The sequence below is a fragment of the Yersinia sp. LJYL362 genome, assembly GCF_048323875.1.
Genome location: NZ_JBLWEX010000301.1, coordinates 16,450 through 34,928, shown reverse-complemented (window position 1 = coordinate 34,928; position 18,479 = coordinate 16,450). Strand labels below are relative to the sequence as shown.

Below are 18,479 nucleotides of genomic sequence, written 5' to 3'. Positions count from 1 at the left end.
GCCACGCCCAGCCGTGGTTTCCCTGCTTTCCACAGTCAAAGGAAATTGATATGTTGGTTATTCCACAGTCAATATAGGGAGTTAAAAATGTCTGGTACTACAAATCCGTTACTTAATCCAGGTCAAGCCGCGCACGAAGTGATCATTGAGATGATAAAAGCAGGCAAAATTTCATACATTAAAGATGCTGAGGAGGTTTTTACTCGCATGCTTGATCATTATCGTGCTGAACAGAAGCGGATTCTGGCTGAAAATACATCTCGATAAATGCATCTCTTACCTCTCGGGCCAGTGTCTTAACTGGCTCTGTTCGCTCATTCACTCCTACGCCTAACGTAGAAAGCCTGTTTGAAAGTGTCTGAGCTGCTATTAACTGTACTTCACGTGGTAATTCTTCAAATCTCATTCTCTTACCCCTTAACTATGTGGTAGGCCTACTTAATAACGTGATAGCAATCTTCACGAACCTTACGGAAGCCTGCTGCAAACTTAGCTACCTGTGGTAAGCAGGTCTTACCGCCAGACTTCTTTGCTGTAGGCTCCGTGAAGCATTTACGACGCACATCCCTTATCTTTGCTAGGTCGCAATCTTTCGCGCCCTTGTGGTGCTTCTCGATGTGCATAAGCGGTATCCTTGGATTGAAGTTCAACCCACACACCGGACAGCGAATTTCATTCTTCATACTCACCTCTCGCTTAGAGAACTTATTACTGCCGCCTCGAACTGACAGCGACAGGGTATAAATTCACGTCTCCTTTAAAGAACACTTAGCGGTCGATCCCTCTCGGGGCCGGAAGTGATTACATCGCTCACCTCGGTGCGTGTTGCTTAGTTGGCGTCCTGCCGTGTTGATGGACTTAATTTAATACTATAGTTGTATTGTCGTCAACAACTATGGTTGTAATTAAGTTGTAATTGGTTTTATTTGGTTGTTTTTAAAGTGAATTTAATTTAAAAATAATTCAGACGTGACTCTTCGCACCGGCTAACGGGCGTGAAAAGTGTGCTAAATTGGGTGAAATTTAGACGGAGAAAGCTATGAAACTGGATGAAGGAAGACTAGACATGATCATTAACTCGATGGGCCGAGCTGTTATCGAGCTATCATTTGCGGACAGTGAAATAACTCAGCAGGCTATCGTGGATAAGTTGGAAGGGTATCGGAAAGAAACTGGGAACGTGATAGGTAAGGGCATTAACAGGGATGCAGCAGAGATAGTGAGGAAGGGGAGTAGAGCTGTAGAGTAGGCACAAAAAACCCGGCAGCGGGGCCGGGTTACTATATTGCGGCTTTGATGGCGCTTATGATTGGTGGAAGTAATTGAGCAATAAAAATAGCTCCAACCACCCAGACAATGATACTGAATTTAGCGTCGCTTATATCAGCCTTAGTTGCATAATTTGACTTTATGACAGCAAGATCGGTTTTGATGGTTTGCATGTCATCTTCGAGTTTTTTAATTCTAACAAGCATGTCATCTCCCCCTCCATTACCTCCACTGTGAGAAGTATAGTGATCCTTTGATGTTTCAGAGTCAATATGATTGTTTACTCTGTGAGAGTAACCAGGGTGTATTCCGATTTCTATAGTTGATTCAGCCATTTGCTTTGCTAACCTTAAAGTAAGCTGAGTTTTGATGAATGACTTTCTGATCAATCGAGAGTTCAGCTTCGATAAAGTAAGTCCCTTCAGTTTCAAATTGGCAATTTTCAATTTTCAAATCTATGGAAGCAGCGATATCGTTTGGCTTACCCTGCGTATCCTTTGCCCGAACCCATATGCCTTTTTTTTCTGATATCGAGATATCGGCGTCCTGCCCGCACTTATACATTTGAACTGAGAGGTAATAAGCCTGATCGTGGGTCATCCCTACTAAAAACACGCTAACATCCATATCATAAGTAGTTGGGAACTCGTCAAAGTCAAATGCTAATAAAGGCGACTTTGCTCCAGATGACAAACTTCGATCATCGGCATGTGGAAAAAGAAATGCTATTTTTGCGTTAATCATTTTTATCCCATTTAATCTAATTCATTACTAATCAATCATCCCACCCCTCTATGGGCTAGCAGTGGGTTAGCTACCAAGCCATTACTGACCAGTTGATTACTCGGCCGATTATTTCAACCGAGCTAAGATCAGCTTCTTCATCAGGGAACTCATCTTTGTTGTAACTTCTAATGCTTAACTTGTTGCCAGGTAATCGATAGAGGATTTTTAAGCGACAAAGTCCATCCTGACAGATGCCATAAATGCCTCCATCAACAATCTTTTTATTTCCAGTATCAATTGTTACCGTTGTCTTTTCTGGCATGACAGGAAGCATGCTGTTGCCATGTATAGGGAACGAAACTACGTTTTCTTTTTGAGCCCCATAGCGACGCAACGTCGCCTTTGAAAATCGCAAAAGAAAAGCATTGTGGTCATCGCCATTTTCTTTCCCATGCCCAGCAGCAAGTTCTATATCTTTATAAAACCTAATGTAAACCTCGTCATCTGGTAGTGGGGTATCGCTATCCCACGCATCAACACTTCCCCATTCAGATTCAGGGGGGATAGAAGATTCAGATCTATATGGCTTTGCGTTGCTATCTAAATTATTTGCTTCGCCAGATAACCACTGAGGATCTACATTCAGGGCATTAGCCAGCGCAACGAGGTAGCCAGTCTTTTCGACCTTGCCCGCTTCAATTTTCTGAATCGCCGCCTGTGTAACTCCAGCACGCTCACCAAGCTGTACTTGAGTTAGTTTTGCGGCCTTCCTCGCCTTCTTCAATCGTTCTGCTAGTTCCATTTTCATCTCGCGAAAATACAACCGTAGTAATCACGCGTCAAACAACCATTTGCTTGCAATAAAACAACTATGGTTATATATTTATCTCTAATTACAACGGAGGTAGTTTTATGAACCAAATTATTAAAACCGCTATCGCCATTGTTGGTACTCAAAAGGAACTAGCAAGAGCGTGCGGAGTAAGCCAGTCAGCCGTTCAGAAGTGGCTGCACAACAAGGCAAAAGTAGCGCCTGAAAACGTTGATGCATTAGTTAAAGCAACTGGTGGTGCTATTGAGGACTATCAGATTCGACCTGACTTGCCACACCTGTTTAAACACCCAGAACAAGCAGCTTAACAAACAACTTAGTAACCGAACGACCCGGTATACGGTCGGGTGCCCGGCGTGGTCAAGGTTGACTGTCAATGGTGCGCAAAAAATAACACTACCAAAGTGACAGGCTCACAGCTTTGTCACGTAACAACCAAACCACAAGGGAAGTATTACGCATGGAACGTGCAAGTAACAGCAAGAGAATTATGGAAGTTGAATCTGAGCTACGAAGCCGAATGGCTATCAAGGGCCAGAGCAAGTTTGCGCGGGAGGCTGGCTGGGCCGAATCAAAGGTAAGCCGGTTAAACGTACATGACATGGCAGTGACGTTTGTTCTTCTGGAGAAGATATGGGAGACGAGCGTGATAAGGGAAATCGCAAGGCAGGCTGTGATTGCGGTGACCGGAAAGCAAAAACCCCTGGCGGCAACCAAGGGTTCTGAACAACAGATAACAATCGACTTCTAAGGAAATTATACATGGGCACATCAACAGTGGCAATCATTGTCCCTTCTGACATTTCAGCCAAAATACGGGAGATTGAAACTTCATATCTAAATTATTTGGCAGAAAATAGAATTCCAGATGATCACATCATCGTTGTAAATTATTCGGGCGGGAAAGACTCAACGGCCACGCTAGCAGTTGCTCACCATCTTTTCGGCAACAAGGTTCGTTCGGTCATGGCTGACACAGACAATGAGCATGAGCTAACAATTAACTTCGCAAATAATATCCATACACAAATTGGTTGTTCACCAGTTGAAGTTGTCAAGCGTATCTACACGCAAGAGCATTTTGACCGCCGCCGCGCAACAATAAAAAAAGGGTGGAGCAAAAAGCAAGCTATCCGTATGGGTTCTTATCGCGGTGTCATCATGCCATCACTTAGTCGTTCAGATACCCAATTTGGTCGGGCTTGGCAAAGTACGGCCGCTCGATGGGGGATTGAATTTGATAACCCACTTGATGCAGCTCTATCTGTATTGCACCCATCTGGTAATAGTTTCCTCGATGCAGCACTGTTGCACGGCAAGTTCCCAATGTTGCGCGATCGTTTTTGCACTGATGAGCTGAAAATTCAAATTGCTTATGACGCAGTCATGGCCCCATTGCTTAACGATGGGGAAGTTATTGTTCAATGGTCTGGCGTTAGGGCTGATGAGTCCAGCAAGCGTGCAGGGTACTCACGATTCGAAGCTGACCGTCGAGATCCTTCTTTTCTCTACAATTTCCTCCCAATTCATCAGTGGACGGCGGTTGACGTTTTCGCGCTACACAAATATCTCGGCATTAAACCAAATCCTCTCTATTTAAAAGGCGCAGACCGTGTCGGCTGTATGAATTGCGTACTCTGCAACAAAGAGGAAATTGCACAAACCGCCGCCCGCTACCCTGACCACATAGAAAAGCATCGTCAATGGGAGCTTAAAGTACGACTTGTTAGCCGCTGGGTTCACTGGATGAGCATTGGCACCTTCAGGCAAACATGGTTCAAGCAATTTAAACAGCCATTCGGCACCATCCCACAAATCGGGCATCTATTGCCAGAAGTTCAAATTATCGACTGGTCTTCATTTTACGGCACTCGCGGTGGTATGGGCGCTCCTGGTGTTGATGATGTGATTGAGTGGGCAAAAACAGGCAGGGGCGGCAAGGTATATGACATCGTAAAAGCCAGTATTGATACCAGTGTGTGCTCATCACGCTACGGTCTTTGTGAATAGGAGATGACCACATGAGTACAGCTAAATTCTATGACTTAAGCGCCGAACGTGAGCGCAGGAGCAACAGGATGGAGAACCAGAAGCTTGGTTATGTCCCGTTGTACCGAAGCATCAAGAAGAAACCTTGGGCCAAAGACGTTTTCCTGCGGACTCTCTGGGAGGATCTGCTATTCGGTGCTCAAAGAAAGCCCCGCACGGTTAATTTCAAAGGTCACCAATGGAATCTTCAAGCCGGTCAACTGGTCACGACAGCGGCTGATTTAGGGCTATCTCTGTGCGACAGAGAAGGTAAGCCAACAAGCCGTGATGCGGTGGGCAGGATGCTCTCCTTTTTCGTCAAAGAAGGGATGATCGCAACGGGTGGAGAGAAGCGAAAAGGGACGGTAATCACCATCCTAAATTACGCTGAATATGCCGAAAAAATAGACAATTTACCCGCACATAACTCCGCACTTAAACCCGCACATAGTGAAGCCAGTAACGGCGCGGCCTTAGAGGGTGGTGCCGCACATAACGCCGCACTTAAACCCGCACATCATGAACAAGAAGGTAATAACAATAATATAAAACCCTTTACGTCAGAGAATTCTAACGAATCCCCTGACACCCCACCTAAGAAGCTTCCTGTTGTTCGTCCTGATGCTGCAATCCAAAGCGGTAAAAATTGGGGAACTGCTGATGACCTTCGAGCAGCGGAGTGGATGTTCAACGCCGTGCTGATGATTGCCCCTGACGCTAAAAAGCCGTCTTTTGCTGGCTGGGCCAATAGCATCCGATTGATGCGTGAACGGGATGGCAGGAATCACCGAGATATGTGTGTGCTCTTCAAGTGGGCCACGCAGGATAGCTTCTGGTGTGGCAACGTGCTTTGCCCGTCAACGCTACGTGATAAGTGGGACAAGCTGGACATCAAGCGCAAGAAGCAGCAATCAGGCACTGCCACTGGTAAGCCTGTTATTGATTTTGATAACACTGACTGGATAAACGGGGTATCGGTATGAGAAATGTCGTCACAGCCATCCAGAACCGTGATGGTCAATCATTGCAGCAGATGTACGCCGCTGATAAGCCAAAGAAGCAGGTGCCAGAGCAGGCCGCGCAGATATTTAACGAGCTATTTCGCCAGTTGAAGGCTGCATTTCCAGCGCTGATGACCAGTATCAAAGACCAAAGCGACCTGAACGAATTACGTCGCCAGTGGGTTTTGGCATTCATCGAAAATGGAATTACCAGCATCGACCAAGTTAACGCAGGAATGAAGATCGCCCGCCAGCAGGCTACGCCGTTCCTCCCGTCACCTGGTCAATTCATCGCATGGTGTAAGCAGGGTGCCACCCGCGCCGCTGGGCTGCCAGATGCAGATGAGCTTTACGACATGGTGATGGACTACGCCAAACGTCGTGACATGTTCAGCAGTGCCGAAGCATTCCCTTGGCCAAGCAATCCGGCTTACTGGATGGTCACGAAACTCTACTCACAGCAGCGGGTTCAGGGGTTATCTGAGCAGGATTTGCGGAAACGCTGCGGCAAAGAACTGGCTGACATGTCGAAGCGCATCGAGGCTGGAGAACCCATCCCCGCGCCGGTGGTGCAAATCCCTAAACTTCACATCCCGGTCAGCAACGAGAAAGCACTGGATCACATTGCCGAACTGCGCGCCAAGCTGAACATGACAAGGAAATCATGATGCTGATTAATGTTGAAGATTATGAAGTTATTGCAGCTTACGCCGGTAGTGATCGCTCTTGGCATGATCGAGTATCAACCAAAGAAGGCATAAGACAGCACCTGATTTTCAGTGAAAAAATGGCTAAAACCGCAATTTTAGTAGCTAAGCATGAATCGAAATGTATTCGTGGTTCGAAATTTCTCCCATCGGTGGATGAATTCATCACATGGTGCAAACAGAGGAAATCATGATGGACATAACTAAATCGCGGGAAGAGTTCGAAATCGCATGTCGAAATGTATTAATTAACTACGGATTAGCAAAATTCGAAAATGGTGAATACGCATCTGAATCAACTAGGGCTGTATTTTCTGGATGGCTCGCCGGTCGTGAAAGCCTTGAGGTGGAGCTGCCAGCAAAAATAACCTCCAAAGATACGCATTGGACTACGCCAAATAAGATGCGTGAAGCCTTAGTTTTATCCCTCCGCACTGCCGGTATTCGAATCAAGGGAGAGAGTGAATGAAAACAGACTCGTATTTCGACAATGCTGTAATGAATGCCGCTGAGGAACTAAAGAGCCGGGGCCTGATAGATTTTCAAATCTCATCAACGGGAGCTGAAATGTTTACCACCGTACAGGATGAGACATTCTCGGCTGGTAGTGGTGACATATCCGCCGCTGCTGAATTTGGTCGCTCTGTGCTGGCGCTAATCGAAAAGTCATACGGCAAGCCACTTTGCATGCGCATGACGCAACAGGATATCAGCATGAAAACAATGTCTGGTGTGATGTCTATTCGTGTTGAGGAGCTAAATTCATGAAAGAACTAGATAGTTTCACTGTAGAGAGACTGGAAGAGTTAGCGGTGTTAGACGAAAGTTTGCTCATCCTCCCTGCATCACATAAGCAAGTAGCAGCACTAGCCCGAATCGCGTTAGCTGCAAAGAGGGATGAGCCAGAGTGGTATGTCGTAATTACAAGTGTAGGGGTTTGGCAGACGCGTTATAAAACCCGCAGCGAAGCAGAAAACCATATTAAGCCGTGGCACAAGGAATACTGGATTAAAGAACTCTACACCACCCCACAGTTGAACTCTCCGGAGGTACACAAACTTATTTTAAGCGAAGTCAGTGACTTTTGTGCCGGACTTGGTCAACCGGGTGAGCCAGAGTTACCGGAAGATATTCAGCAAGAGCTGATGAATCGGATTGAATTAGTTTTCAATAATTGCGGATGAAACCATGCAAATCGATATGGTCAAGAATGCCGGTGGCGTTTTTGTTCCAGCCTTCGATCACGACTTACCAAGGTTAACCAAGTTCAAGAACGGCGAGATGTACACCGCCGACATTAAGCTAACTCGAAACCCCGCTTTTCATCGAAAGATGTTCGCCTTCTTCAACTTCTGCTTTGCTCACTGGGCAGCAGAGAATGCCGGTTATGAATTCACAGATGAATATACCCAGAAAGAAGAATTCAGGAAGAACCTGACTATTCTGGCTGGATTTTTTGACGTCGTGACAACCATCAAAGGCGAGACAAAGGTGAGGGCAAAGAGCTTGGCTTACGCGAACATGGAGCCTGACGAGTTCGAACGCTGCTACAACGCAATGGTTAACGCCGCAATAAAACACCTGTTCGGTCGCACGAATGACCAGAACATTATCAACCAACTTTATAGCTACTTCTGAGGTCGGACATGAAAATTACAGACCAAGAAATCCTAACGAGCATATTCCATGAAACAGCAAAGAAACTCCCATACTTCGCGACAAATAACTATTTTGGCAATCGGCGCGGGCTGGGTAGCACCGATGCATGGTCACAGCGTTATGCGACACAAATATGCACTGCTTATCGTGAAAGTGCGCTGAAATTGGAGTTGAGCAGCACCCAATCAATGATCCGAATTCGGGAGTTAATTGCTGCTCACTCATCGCGTTCTCCTTACTCTGTCGAATTTTGCGCGCAGCAAAACGCATATGTGGTCATATGTGGGTATTTCGCTGGCGGGGATTGGGGGTTTAGGCTTGGTTCGAGAGGTCTTGCGGAATATCAGGTTATCTATGGCTATCTGAGTGCTACTTCGTCGCGTCATCGGCACCACCATTTCCATAAATGGAAAATAGACGCTCCTAAAAATAAAATTGGCCACAGGATTGCCGCTGGCAACGCCCATGCTGAACTTATATTTTCCCTTTCATCAAGCTTGCAGGAGAAATAACCCATTAAGTAAATTCCCATGATGATATAAATAGCGATTGCGTCCATCATATGCGCCCTCCTGATTTTCTCAGAAAAAGCCAGTAAGGCCATGTGATGCCAATGCAAAACGCCCTTACATACCCCGAGACGGTTTCGTTGCTTCCTTGAATGTCATGAGCCCATTCAGATACAACGCCAGCCATCCAGAAATAAGCTGCGACTAATATCAGAGTAATCATGCTGCCACCCTCCCCTTGTCACCGAACTCAATAACCAGAATCTCAGTGATATTCGCCGCTAACTCATCAAATCCCACGTCACTGACCGGCTCTTTTGTTATTCCGCCGTTAGCCAATAGCTCCATCGTTCTTTCAAACATTGGCTTTGTTTCGCTTTCCGGCAATGAGAAGTAAAAAGACTGTCCGGGTCGAGCCTTCTCCGCTATTAGATGACCACTGGCAATTAACTCACGATGAGCTATGCCTGATAGCTGAAAAGTTTCTCAGGAATAACGGCTTCAAAGTGGCATTTCATGACCGCTTCGTTGCCGCTGTATCAACTGGAGAACAGCCAGATGCAATAGGGTTTAGGAATCTGGCGTCATGTCTGATTGAAGCGAAGTGCTCACGCTCTGATTTTTTGGCAGACAAGAAAAAGCGTTTTCGTATTGATCCAGAACTGGGCATGGGCGACTGGCGGTTCTTTATTTGTGAACCGGGAATTATTAACGCCGCTGACCTGCCGCAAGGGTGGGGGTTATTGCACGTAAAGAACGGACGAGTTTACAAGGTGCATGGCTGGCCCGGTAACGCTCTGTGGTGCTCTACAGCATCGAAGCCGTTCAAAGCCAACAAACAAGCTGAATGCGACTTCATGTACAGCGCACTGCGAAGAATGCAAATCAGAGGTCACTTATCTGAAGTCTATGACGGACTGCCAAAGCCGGAGGTTAGCCATGCTTGAACTACAGCGCTCCGTCTGTGCGTTCTGCTTCAAACCAATGACTGACGGCTCTATTTACGCTCATCAGAAATGCATTGATAAAGCAGCGAAGGAGAAAAGAGATGGCGAGAATACTCAGTCATCCAGGTGAGCGCCTAAAGACTCTGGCAGAGGAAAACTATGAGCTGAGGCGAGAGCGAATGCTGATGAGGCAACGGCTAATAACTCTAGGTCACCGGCTTGATATGGCGCAAAAGGAACTATCCCTACACCATTTCGATATAACCGCAATTCCCCCGATCCCCATGACCAAAAAAGTATCTGCATGGATAAGCGAATACGGCGTCCCATGGGAGGCTCTTTACTGTCCTGAGTGTCGGAGTTGGTTTATCGAACTGGATAATTCATTCCCATACCACCTCGAATGTTGCGTGTGTCGATGCGATATAAAAAAGGAGGAAGCCGATGATAAACAAGCTACCGAATCATCGTAACTGCAAAGTATGCAAAACGAGGTTCAAGCCTGACCGCGTAGAAACGTGGTGGTGCTGTCCAGAACATCGAGAAGAGTACGCCATACTTTTATACCGAAAAGACCGTGAGCGAAGGCAGAAGAACAAATCAGTAGCAGATAAGCAGTTAGCCAAGACACAGAAAGACGAATTGAAAGCCAGAAGGGAGAAGTTAAAGACCAAACCGCAGCGAATGGCAGAGGCCCAAGCAGCGTTTAACAAGTATGTGAGACTCAAGTATTTAGGTGTCCCCTGCATAAGTTGCGGCAGGTACCCAGAACAGAAGTACGGCGGCACGATGGAATGTGGTCACTATCGAAGCCGAGGCGCAGCCCCCCACCTCCGATTTAATCTTCACAACACTGGGTCCCAATGCGTTTATTGTAATCGACACCTAAGCGGCAACGTAGCCGGTTTCAGAATAGGGCTTATCGAGCGTGACGGCTTAGATAAGGTTCAGGAAGTAGATTCAAACCACGAAACCCGCAAGTTCGACATTCCATATCTAATCCGCATTAAAACCATCTTCACCAAGAAAGCCAAGATGCTTGAGAAAAGGCGATCCCATTTTCAGGAGGTAGCAGCGTGAACGCATATGTGAAAACCATTCCAGGGTTACTTATCGCTTCTTATGGAAACCAATCAACTGTAGCGGCCCAGCTAAATACTCAGCGCTCAACGGTCAGGAAGTACGCCAATGACTCCAAGGGTGAGCACCACGCAATTGTTAATGGTCGGCTGATGGTTGGGACAACTGGCAGGAAGAGGATTGAGAAATGAGACTGGAATCAATAACGAAACACTTCTTCGCTAAATCCACAATGATTAGCGACTCTCCACGGGCAACGGCTTCTGATTTACTTACCGGCACCGACATCATGGCAGCGTTAGGGTTGGCAGACCTTAAAAGCGGCTTCGGGCTGGAATTGTTCTTGGCAAAGCAGGGGATCAGTAATCCGCATCGCGCCGTGGAAAGTCTTACTCAATATGCGCTGGAAGAATCCGTTAAGTACAAAGCAATCTCAAAGCTCGATAAGAATATTAAACAAAACGTTGTGCAAACTCTCGCAAGATATGCGTTTGCTGATTATGCGCGGAGTGCTGCCAGCGTTCGTGAGTGTGAATGCTGCAAGGGGGAAGGGTTCATAGAAGCTGATGTTTTCACAATGAAAAGCCATTACACAATGCAGTTACCACAATTTGCTAAAGACTTTGGTCAAAGTCCGAGTGACTTCGAAGTGAAGCGAAAGGTTGAAGAGACAGTCCGACTGTTGTGTAAGCCGTGCGGCGGGAAAGGCGTAGTTTCCAACTCATGTCGATGCAACGGGAAAGGCACCGTAGTAGACAAGGAGAAATCAGAGCAGCAGGGAATTCCGGTTTATAAAACCTGCGGAAAATGCTCAGGTCGTGGATATTCTCGGCTTAAGTTTGCTGATGTCTACGAGGCCGTTAGAGAGCATTTGCCCGAACTAGCTTCCAGCACATGCTATGAAAGCTTTAAGCCGTTCTATGAGTTACTGGTAACGAAATGCTTAATGGAAGAGGGCATGGCTGATTCAATGCTCGCAAAAGTAACCCGGTAAATTACGATAGGAGCATTATTGCCACGGATGGCGACATTATAAAAACAAAGTCTTGCATTTTCCGGAAAAATGGACTAGATTCATCTCTAACGGTGGTAATTGCATCCGTTGAAGTGGTTAACCACCAAATAATCCCAGCCCTTGAGCTGGGTTTTTCTATTTTAGGGCTGCGCTAATGCGTGGCCTTTTTGCATTTAGCTCCCGCCTACACCAATCAACCGCAAACACCCTCTAGCGAAAAGTGGAAACGGCGGTGAGCTAATTCCTCACAACAGCATACGAACCCGACCAATGGCGGGAAGATAATTCCCCAAATGGGGGTGGGTTATGAAAATGGAAAAATACTCAAGCGGTATCGCGAAATTCTTCGGTGGGCTTTTGATGGGGTTTGGAGCGATGTCCTTAAATGACTGGGCTGTTCTTATTGGTATGGCTTGTGCTGTAGGTACGTTCGCTCTGAACTGGTACTACAAGGACAAGGAATTCAAGTTGAGGTTTAACCCTAAGTCTGGAGCTGAAAATGTCACCAGCGCTGAGGAATAAGATAATTGGCGTATCGGCTGCCGGGGCATTAGCAATAGCCGGAGCATTGCTTGGTGGTGACGATGGGTTAGAGGGCCGCAAGTATGTGGCTTACCACGATGTCATTGGCGTTTTAACAATTTGTGATGGTCACACTGGTAAAGACATTATCCCCGGCAAGAAATATTCAGATGCTGAGTGCGATGCTTTGTTACAGAAAGACCTGGTACCAGTACAGCGCACTGTCGATGCCGCGGTAAAAGTTCCACTGAGCAAATACCAGAAAGCCGCGCTCTACTCATTTACCTATAACGTAGGCCAGAGCGCATTCACTAAATCCACTCTGCTTAAAAAGCTCAACACAGGCGACATCAAAGGCGCTTGCGATGAGTTACGCCGCTGGACATATGCCGGTGGCAAGCCGTGGAAGGGATTACAGAACCGACGCGAGATTGAGAGGGAATTATGTTTAGCGGGTTAAAGAACATACTCACCTACCTACCGGCGTTACTGCTCATCATTCTGGCTGGCTTATCGCTTCACTTCTACAACGAAGCTGACGAGTGGCACGACAAGGCTGATGCAGCTACAGCACTAGCCCAAAGAAAGCAGGACACCATCGATATGATGGAGAGTCAGCGCCAAGCTGTAGCCGCTATCGATATCAAATACACCAAGGAGTTGGCAGATGCCAAATCTGAAAATGAGCGCCTTCGTGCTGATATCGCTTCTGGCACTAAGCGGTTGCAGCTCAACGCAACGTGTACAAAGCCAGTGCCCAAAACCACCGGCCCCGCCAGCATCCCTGATGATGCCAGCCCCCGATATGATGCAGAATTTGAACGAAATTATCTCAGTCTCAGAGAGCGAATTGGAGTTGCCACAAGCCAAATAAGCGGCTTGCAGGACTACATCACTAATGTGTGCCTGAAATAACCCAACAGGATAAATCATGACTCAGAAAACAGCAGAACAAGTAAAGAGTGATGCATTAGCTACCATGCAGGAATACTTCCCGAACGGCGGTCGAGATTGGGATAACGCCAGCGCGCTATTTGATGCTATTCGTGACGGCAAGGTTGCTGGCTTGGGTATTAATTCCGAGCAAGAGCAAATCACCCCATTAGACCCGCCACGCGCACAGATGGTTGAATATATCAAGACTGCAATAGGAGAGGGATATCAGCCTGAGTATGAGGCAGCAGTGAGCGACCTTGCTGTTATTGATGCGCTTGATGATCATGACTTAAATCGCGAGTTTGGCAAGTGCTGGCAGTGGTACAACATGGGTGGTGGCTGGCATGAGACATTTGAAGAGACCAAGCTACAGAGCTTTGAGAGAAGCGCAAAACCCCTTATTCAGTGGTTGGCTGAAAATATTCATCCCCACCACACAGTAATCGTCACCAGCACTGGCGCTGAGTTAATGGTTGGTGAGATGTCATTCCCCACTAAAGAATTCCTGAAAGACTAAGCAACCAGATTGTGCAGCCCTATAGAGGTGATCCACATCTTGCTGACGGGTAAGCCGTAAGTGGTGTAGCAACTCTGTGAAGACGTGGCAAAGCCGCGATAACCAACGGAGCAAATATGGCAAGACCGGATTGGGGAGCCATTCAAGAACAGTTCCTCGCCGACCATGCCAAATCAAACATCTCCCCTAAAGATTGGTGCGAGGCACAAGGACTTAATTACTCCACCGCAAAGCGTTATATCAAAATTGCGAATGCGAATGGTAAAAGTGCGAATAAAAGTGCGAATTCGCAGAAAGGAAAGGATAGGGCACAAACTGCGAATCCTAACTTAAAGGAAACAACATCAGTTCATCACGACGCTCAACAATTATTGCCTCAACCCATTGATGATTTTGGGCTATCCGACCAGCAGATGATTTTTGCTCGCCATGTTGTTGATGGGAAACCACGAGTTGAAGCATATCGAATGGCTGGGTACTCAGATGTTGGTCATGGCGCTTACGCCAACGCCAGTCGTTTGATGAGGAATGATAAGGTTTCACGATATGTCAGGCATCTTCGCAACGAGCGCCAACATCGCTACACCGCTGAAATTGATGATGTTATATCCCAGCTTAAGGCCATAGTTGATGCCGACCCAAATGACATTGGCCAGTACCGTAGAGTTAATTGCCGTTACTGCTGGGGGTTCGGTTACCAGTATCAATGGCGTGATTCTGTCGAATTTGAAGAGAAACGACTGGATTCGGTAGAGAAAAAGAAAAGAGAGCCGCTCGATGATGGTGGCTATGGCTTTGACCAGTCAATGGATCCCAATCCGGAATGCCCTCGATGCAATGGTGAGGGGAGAGGGGAGGCATTCTTCGCAGATACGAGAGACATCGAGGGTGATGCTCGACACCTGCTTCATGGTGTGAAACTGGGCAAATTTGGAATAGAAATACTTTCTGCCGACAAAGACGGTGCTAGGAAAGAGCTGGCGCGACTGATTCTTCTGCGTACGACAAATGATCGCCAAGCTCAGCTAGAAGTTGAGCGGCAGGAACTTCAGAACGAGAAGCTTCGTCACGAAATTGAATTAATGAAGGACGGCGATAAAGACAACGCGATTGTTGTGCATAACGCATTGCCAATACCGGGAAGATAATCATGGCCGATATTTACCTGCCGACGCTGCACGATGGGCAGCTAAAGGTTTGGTCTGATGCGTGGGAACATCAACTTAACGTCGTTCGATGCGGACGGCGTTGGGGTAAAACGTTCATGCTGGTTAGCGCTGCCGTTACCTACTCTACAGCCCAGTTTAAGCGACCTGGAATGGATATCGAATTAGGTGGGAGGGTGGGTATCTTTACTGCTGAGTACCGCCAATATCAGGAAATTTACGACAAGTTAGAAGAGGTGCTTCAGCCTCTGAAAAAAAGCTTTAGCCGACAGGATAAGCGATTACTGTTGAAGAATGCGGGAAAGATAGACTTCTGGGTTACTAACGATAACAAGCTTGCCGGTCGTGGTCGCGAATATGACATTGTGCTTGTCGATGAGGGGGCGTTTACTAAATCGCCAGAAATGTTGAAAGAAATCTGGGCTAAATCCATAAAGCCAACGCTTCTTACAACCAGAGGGCGCGCGTTTGTGTTCTCAACACCCGATGGCATTGATGACGATAATTTTTTCTACGCCATTTGCAATAACAAAAAACTAGGGTTCTTTGAACATCATGCTCCAACGTCGTCTAACCCTTTTGTTCCTCCTGATGAACTGGAGAAGGAAAGGGAGAACAATGACCCTCGCGTATTTCGGCAAGAGTTTCTGGCTGAATTTGTTGATTGGTCATCTTCCACCCTGTTTGACATCAGCAAGTGGTTCATTGACGAGAAGCCTGTTGAATACCCGGCCATGTGTCAGGCGGTTTTTGCTGTCATGGATACGGCAGTTAAGGGTGGCACAGAGCATGACGGAACAGCAGTAGTTTACTACGCCATTGAAACTCGCCCCGGCATGGAGCGACTAACAATCCTTGATTGGGATGTTGTGCAAATCGATGGCGCTTTATTAGAGGTTTATCTCCCCTCCGTATTCGACCGCCTAAATGAATTAACAGGGCAGTGCGTCGCTGTAAACGGCAGCCTTGGTTTGTTCATTGAAGATGCCAGCATGGGCAGTATCTTGCTGCAAAAAGGCGACAGCATGGGCTGGCCTGTCAAAAAGATAGAGTCAGCACTAACGAGCAAAGGGAAAGATGAGCGCGCAATTATGGCCTCCGGTTATCACTACCGTGGACTAGCCAAAATATCGCGTCATGCCTTCGAGAAAACGGCCGTCTTTAAGGGCGAGACAGCCAACCATCTATTTAAGCAAGTATCCCGATTCCATCTCGCAGATAAGAACGCACATAAGCGCGCTGATGACCTGCTCGATGACTACATGTATGGGCTGATACTGGCATTCGGTAGCGGCGACGCACTCTGATGAGATAACAAAATGATTGACGACGAAATTGAAATCGGCAGCAGCTCACCAGAACTGTCACTGCTTCTGGAGGGTGATGATATCCAGCCAGGAATGAACACTGGATATCAGATCTGCAAAACTATTTACCTTTACCACCCACTTGGCGGAAAAATGGTGGATCGCCCAATCAAGATGGCGATGAATGAATCAAGAACGGTTCATGTTTCTCAGACATTTGCACTTGAACAACGATTGCGCGATGCATTTGAGCGCGAGTGGAGATCGCTTGGTGCTGACCGCCACATTTCAAACGCTGCGCGGATTGCCAGAATTTACGGCACATCAGCAATCGCGATGTTGGTAGGTGACCAAGAGCCTGCTACTGCACTTGATTTCCGCACCCTATACAAACACAACATTAGCTTTAATATTTTGGACCCGTTAAACACCGCTGGCAGCATCGTTCTCAACCAAGATCCTAATGCCCAAGACTTCCAAAAAGTTGATGGCATCCGGGTTGCGGGTAAGGCATATCACAAGTCACGCTGTGTAGTAATCCAGAACGAAGACCCTATTTATCTTGCATATAACCCGGCAGCATTCGGCTTCACTGGCCGCAGCGTTTATCAGCGCGCCTTATTCCCGCTAAAGTCGTTTATTCAGACCATGCGCACCGATGACATGGTTGCAGTAAAAGGCGGATTGCTTGTTACGAAGATTAAAGGGCCTAGCTCTGTTGTAAACAACATGATGCAGAAGCTTAGCGGCATTAAGAGAATGATGCTTAAGCGTGGGCGGACTGGCGAGGTGTTACAGGTCGGTCACGAAGATGCTATCGAGTCAATTGACCTTAATAATCTTGATAAGCCGCTCGATACGGTGAGAAATCATATCTTAGCTAATATTGCCGCCGCCGCTGACATGCCAGCCATCATCCTGAACAGTGAGACATTTACTAAGGGATTTGGTGAGGGTACCGAGGACGCTAAAGCGGTAGCTGTTTACATTGATGATCTGCGTGAGTGGCTTGATGAGCTTTACAACTATTTCATCCGCATTTGTCAGTACCGGGCTTGGAGTATCGAATTCTTCCAAACCCTACGTGCAGATATGCCAGAAATAAAGAACACCTACAGCCTGTATTTCACAAAGTGGATTAATAACTTTGAGTACGTCTGGCCATCATCCCTGAAGGAGCCAGAAAGTGAAAAAGTTAAAGTCGATGAGACGCGATTTAAGGCCATTGTCAGTACGTTGGAAATATTACTGCCACAACTAACTTCAGACCCAGATAACAGAGCCACGTTGATTGAGTGGGCCTGTGAGAATGCCAATGCTAACGAGCACCTGTTCCCGCAGCGCTTAAATCTTGATTACGACTCTTTGTTAAACAATCCTCCTGAGCAGATACCAAACCCACAGGAGCAAATTGACGGGATGCCGCTATGAACCAGTTCACGCGAATTGTGCGAGAGGCGGTTAAGTATTTCCTGAAAAATGGATATTCATCAAGCAGTGAGTTGGAGCGCTGGCAGTCTCTTATCCGAGGTGCCGCTGAGGGAGCTACTGCTGACGATTATGCTGGAATGGTAGCCGAAAGATTAAGGCATTCATACGAGCGCAAAGTAACCAACGGTGGTGCTCTTAATCGTCACCCAGGGATAGCGCGCTTCACCATTCATCATCTTGAACCACAGCTTAGGGCGCAGTTAGATCGCCGCATTCTCGCTAGCGTTGACCTCATCAAACTTAACAGAAGTAAAGCTATCGACACTACGTTATCTCGGTTTAGCGGGTGGGCTAGCAGTATTCCTCCATCAGCAAGCATTGCTCTGGTCGGTAATCAGGGTGGCATGCTGAAAACTGCACAGCACATCCAAAAGACAGCTGAGCAAATGGACTATGAAGCACGGCGCGTAATGATTGACCAGAATCACAAGCTGATTGCCAATATCGACAATGTTATTGCAACAAATAACAACGCTATTGCAGTTGAGTGGCACAGCCATTGGCGACAGGCTGGATACGATTACCGCGTTGATCATAAAGAGAGGGATAAGCACTTTTATCTTATTCGCGGTAATTGGGCGCAGAAGAATGGCTATGTGAAGCTGGCTGAAGCTGGCTATCTGGATGAGATAACACAACCAGGCGAGGAACCATTTTGCCGCTGTTACGTAACCTACCTATACAACCTCCGCAGCATCCCTGAAGACATGCTTACCCAGAAGGGTAAAAAGTTTATGGAGTCGATGGGAGGACAAAAACAAAACTAA

31 protein-coding genes are annotated in these 18,479 nt (G+C 46.9%); 25 read left to right on the top strand and 6 right to left on the bottom strand.

The window, feature by feature from the left end; translation table 11 throughout:
• Positions 1-87 precede the first annotated feature (87 nt).
• Complete coding sequence (locus tag ACNSO8_RS22410) at positions 88-267, top strand: hypothetical protein (protein WP_418395969.1); 180 nt, start codon at positions 88-90, stop codon at positions 265-267.
• Positions 268-434: 167 nt separating this feature from the next.
• Here ACNSO8_RS22410 and ACNSO8_RS22405 read toward each other — a convergent pair whose 3' ends face one another.
• On the bottom strand, positions 435-683 hold the full coding sequence (locus ACNSO8_RS22405; RefSeq protein WP_418395968.1) for a hypothetical protein: 249 nt from the start codon (positions 681-683) through the stop codon (positions 435-437).
• Between the two features lie 356 nt (positions 684-1,039).
• Here ACNSO8_RS22405 and ACNSO8_RS22400 point away from each other — a divergent pair, with 356 nt between their 5' ends.
• A complete protein-coding gene (locus ACNSO8_RS22400; protein WP_418395967.1) occupies positions 1,040-1,249 on the top strand; it encodes a hypothetical protein in 210 nt (69 codons plus the stop codon).
• 31 nt (positions 1,250-1,280) lie between these two features.
• On the opposite strand, the gene ACNSO8_RS22395 is transcribed toward ACNSO8_RS22400, so the two are convergent.
• The 3 genes from ACNSO8_RS22395 to ACNSO8_RS22385 all read right to left on the bottom strand — a co-directional run bounded on the left by ACNSO8_RS22395 (position 1,281) and on the right by ACNSO8_RS22385 (position 2,803).
• Positions 1,281-1,604 (bottom strand): hypothetical protein, encoded by a 324-nt coding sequence (locus ACNSO8_RS22395; RefSeq protein ID WP_418395966.1) that lies wholly within the window; start codon positions 1,602-1,604, stop codon positions 1,281-1,283.
• Positions 1,597-2,013, bottom strand: coding sequence for a hypothetical protein (locus ACNSO8_RS22390; RefSeq protein ID WP_418395965.1), 417 nt, complete (start codon positions 2,011-2,013; stop codon positions 1,597-1,599). Before ACNSO8_RS22390 ends, ACNSO8_RS22395 begins: the two co-directional genes overlap by 8 nt.
• Positions 2,014-2,083: 70 nt before the next feature.
• Positions 2,084-2,803, bottom strand: coding sequence for an XRE family transcriptional regulator (locus ACNSO8_RS22385; RefSeq protein ID WP_418395964.1), 720 nt, complete (start codon positions 2,801-2,803; stop codon positions 2,084-2,086).
• A 104-nt stretch (positions 2,804-2,907) separates the two neighbouring features.
• Between ACNSO8_RS22385 and ACNSO8_RS22380 the strand changes: the two genes are divergently transcribed.
• The 11 genes from ACNSO8_RS22380 (at position 2,908) to ACNSO8_RS22330 (ending at position 8,734) form a co-directional block, all read left to right on the top strand.
• Positions 2,908-3,135 (top strand): transcriptional regulator, encoded by a 228-nt coding sequence (locus ACNSO8_RS22380; RefSeq protein ID WP_050322422.1) that lies wholly within the window; start codon positions 2,908-2,910, stop codon positions 3,133-3,135.
• Between the two features lie 152 nt (positions 3,136-3,287).
• Positions 3,288-3,578, top strand: a complete 291-nt coding sequence (locus ACNSO8_RS22375) for a CII family transcriptional regulator (protein ID WP_418395963.1) — start codon at positions 3,288-3,290, stop codon at positions 3,576-3,578.
• An 11-nt stretch (positions 3,579-3,589) separates the two neighbouring features.
• Entirely contained in the window at positions 3,590-4,837 is a 1,248-nt protein-coding gene (locus tag ACNSO8_RS22370; protein WP_418395962.1) for a phosphoadenosine phosphosulfate reductase family protein, read from the top strand.
• A gap of 68 nt (positions 4,838-4,905) precedes the next feature.
• Complete coding sequence (locus tag ACNSO8_RS22365) at positions 4,906-5,838, top strand: replication protein (RefSeq protein ID WP_418395961.1); 933 nt, start codon at positions 4,906-4,908, stop codon at positions 5,836-5,838.
• Entirely contained in the window at positions 5,835-6,524 is a 690-nt protein-coding gene (locus ACNSO8_RS22360; RefSeq protein ID WP_418395960.1) for a replication protein P, read from the top strand. Before ACNSO8_RS22365 ends, ACNSO8_RS22360 begins: the two co-directional genes overlap by 4 nt.
• A complete protein-coding gene (locus tag ACNSO8_RS22355; protein ID WP_418395959.1) occupies positions 6,521-6,757 on the top strand; it encodes a hypothetical protein in 237 nt (78 codons plus the stop codon). Before ACNSO8_RS22360 ends, ACNSO8_RS22355 begins: the two co-directional genes overlap by 4 nt.
• Positions 6,757-7,032, top strand: a complete 276-nt coding sequence (locus ACNSO8_RS22350; protein ID WP_418395958.1) for a hypothetical protein — start codon at positions 6,757-6,759, stop codon at positions 7,030-7,032. The genes ACNSO8_RS22355 and ACNSO8_RS22350 overlap by 1 nt, the downstream gene beginning before the upstream one ends.
• The gene (locus tag ACNSO8_RS22345; protein WP_418395957.1) at positions 7,029-7,331 is read left to right on the top strand and encodes a hypothetical protein; all 303 of its coding nucleotides are present in this window, start codon (positions 7,029-7,031) and stop codon (positions 7,329-7,331) included. The genes ACNSO8_RS22350 and ACNSO8_RS22345 overlap by 4 nt, the downstream gene beginning before the upstream one ends.
• Positions 7,328-7,747 carry a hypothetical protein gene (locus tag ACNSO8_RS22340; protein WP_418395956.1) on the top strand — a complete coding sequence of 140 codons (420 nt, stop codon included), beginning with the start codon at positions 7,328-7,330 and terminating at the stop codon, positions 7,745-7,747. Before ACNSO8_RS22345 ends, ACNSO8_RS22340 begins: the two co-directional genes overlap by 4 nt.
• A 4-nt stretch (positions 7,748-7,751) precedes the next feature.
• Positions 7,752-8,201 (top strand): DUF1367 family protein, encoded by a 450-nt coding sequence (locus ACNSO8_RS22335; protein ID WP_418395955.1) that lies wholly within the window; start codon positions 7,752-7,754, stop codon positions 8,199-8,201.
• Positions 8,202-8,209: 8 nt separating this feature from the next.
• Positions 8,210-8,734: a hypothetical protein gene (locus tag ACNSO8_RS22330; RefSeq protein ID WP_418395954.1), complete on the top strand. Its 525-nt coding sequence runs from the start codon at positions 8,210-8,212 to the stop codon at positions 8,732-8,734.
• A gap of 216 nt (positions 8,735-8,950) precedes the next feature.
• Here ACNSO8_RS22330 and ACNSO8_RS22325 read toward each other — a convergent pair whose 3' ends face one another.
• Complete coding sequence (locus tag ACNSO8_RS22325) at positions 8,951-9,094, bottom strand: hypothetical protein (protein ID WP_418395953.1); 144 nt, start codon at positions 9,092-9,094, stop codon at positions 8,951-8,953.
• Positions 9,095-9,117: 23 nt separating this feature from the next.
• Here ACNSO8_RS22325 and ACNSO8_RS22320 point away from each other — a divergent pair, with 23 nt between their 5' ends.
• A complete protein-coding gene (locus tag ACNSO8_RS22320) occupies positions 9,118-9,678 on the top strand; it encodes a hypothetical protein (RefSeq protein ID WP_418395952.1) in 561 nt (186 codons plus the stop codon).
• Positions 9,679-9,792: 114 nt separating this feature from the next.
• Here ACNSO8_RS22320 and ACNSO8_RS22315 read toward each other — a convergent pair whose 3' ends face one another.
• A complete protein-coding gene (locus tag ACNSO8_RS22315; protein WP_418395951.1) occupies positions 9,793-10,008 on the bottom strand; it encodes a hypothetical protein in 216 nt (71 codons plus the stop codon).
• A 114-nt stretch (positions 10,009-10,122) separates the two neighbouring features.
• Here ACNSO8_RS22315 and ACNSO8_RS22310 point away from each other — a divergent pair, with 114 nt between their 5' ends.
• From ACNSO8_RS22310 to ACNSO8_RS22260, 11 genes are all read left to right on the top strand, one after another.
• Entirely contained in the window at positions 10,123-10,758 is a 636-nt protein-coding gene (locus ACNSO8_RS22310; protein ID WP_418395950.1) for a recombination protein NinG, read from the top strand.
• A complete protein-coding gene (locus ACNSO8_RS22305) occupies positions 10,755-10,949 on the top strand; it encodes a protein ninH (protein ID WP_418395949.1) in 195 nt (64 codons plus the stop codon). Before ACNSO8_RS22310 ends, ACNSO8_RS22305 begins: the two co-directional genes overlap by 4 nt.
• Entirely contained in the window at positions 10,946-11,752 is an 807-nt protein-coding gene (locus tag ACNSO8_RS22300) for an antitermination protein (protein WP_418395948.1), read from the top strand. Before ACNSO8_RS22305 ends, ACNSO8_RS22300 begins: the two co-directional genes overlap by 4 nt.
• 327 nt (positions 11,753-12,079) lie before the next feature.
• Complete coding sequence (locus ACNSO8_RS22295; RefSeq protein WP_050127248.1) at positions 12,080-12,295, top strand: phage holin family protein; 216 nt, start codon at positions 12,080-12,082, stop codon at positions 12,293-12,295.
• A complete protein-coding gene (locus ACNSO8_RS22290; protein ID WP_418395947.1) occupies positions 12,273-12,755 on the top strand; it encodes a lysozyme in 483 nt (160 codons plus the stop codon). Before ACNSO8_RS22295 ends, ACNSO8_RS22290 begins: the two co-directional genes overlap by 23 nt.
• Positions 12,740-13,210, top strand: a complete 471-nt coding sequence (locus ACNSO8_RS22285) for a lysis protein (protein WP_418395946.1) — start codon at positions 12,740-12,742, stop codon at positions 13,208-13,210. The genes ACNSO8_RS22290 and ACNSO8_RS22285 overlap by 16 nt, the downstream gene beginning before the upstream one ends.
• A 16-nt stretch (positions 13,211-13,226) precedes the next feature.
• Positions 13,227-13,748, top strand: a complete 522-nt coding sequence (locus ACNSO8_RS22280; protein WP_418395945.1) for a hypothetical protein — start codon at positions 13,227-13,229, stop codon at positions 13,746-13,748.
• A gap of 116 nt (positions 13,749-13,864) precedes the next feature.
• Positions 13,865-14,896 carry a terminase small subunit gene (locus ACNSO8_RS22275; RefSeq protein ID WP_418395944.1) on the top strand — a complete coding sequence of 344 codons (1,032 nt, stop codon included), beginning with the start codon at positions 13,865-13,867 and terminating at the stop codon, positions 14,894-14,896.
• Between the two features lie 2 nt (positions 14,897-14,898).
• Positions 14,899-16,221, top strand: coding sequence for a terminase large subunit domain-containing protein (locus tag ACNSO8_RS22270; protein ID WP_418395943.1), 1,323 nt, complete (start codon positions 14,899-14,901; stop codon positions 16,219-16,221).
• A 12-nt stretch (positions 16,222-16,233) separates the two neighbouring features.
• Positions 16,234-17,652, top strand: a complete 1,419-nt coding sequence (locus ACNSO8_RS22265; protein WP_418395942.1) for an anti-CBASS protein Acb1 family protein — start codon at positions 16,234-16,236, stop codon at positions 17,650-17,652.
• Positions 17,649-18,479: a hypothetical protein gene (locus ACNSO8_RS22260; protein ID WP_418395941.1), complete on the top strand. Its 831-nt coding sequence runs from the start codon at positions 17,649-17,651 to the stop codon at positions 18,477-18,479. Before ACNSO8_RS22265 ends, ACNSO8_RS22260 begins: the two co-directional genes overlap by 4 nt.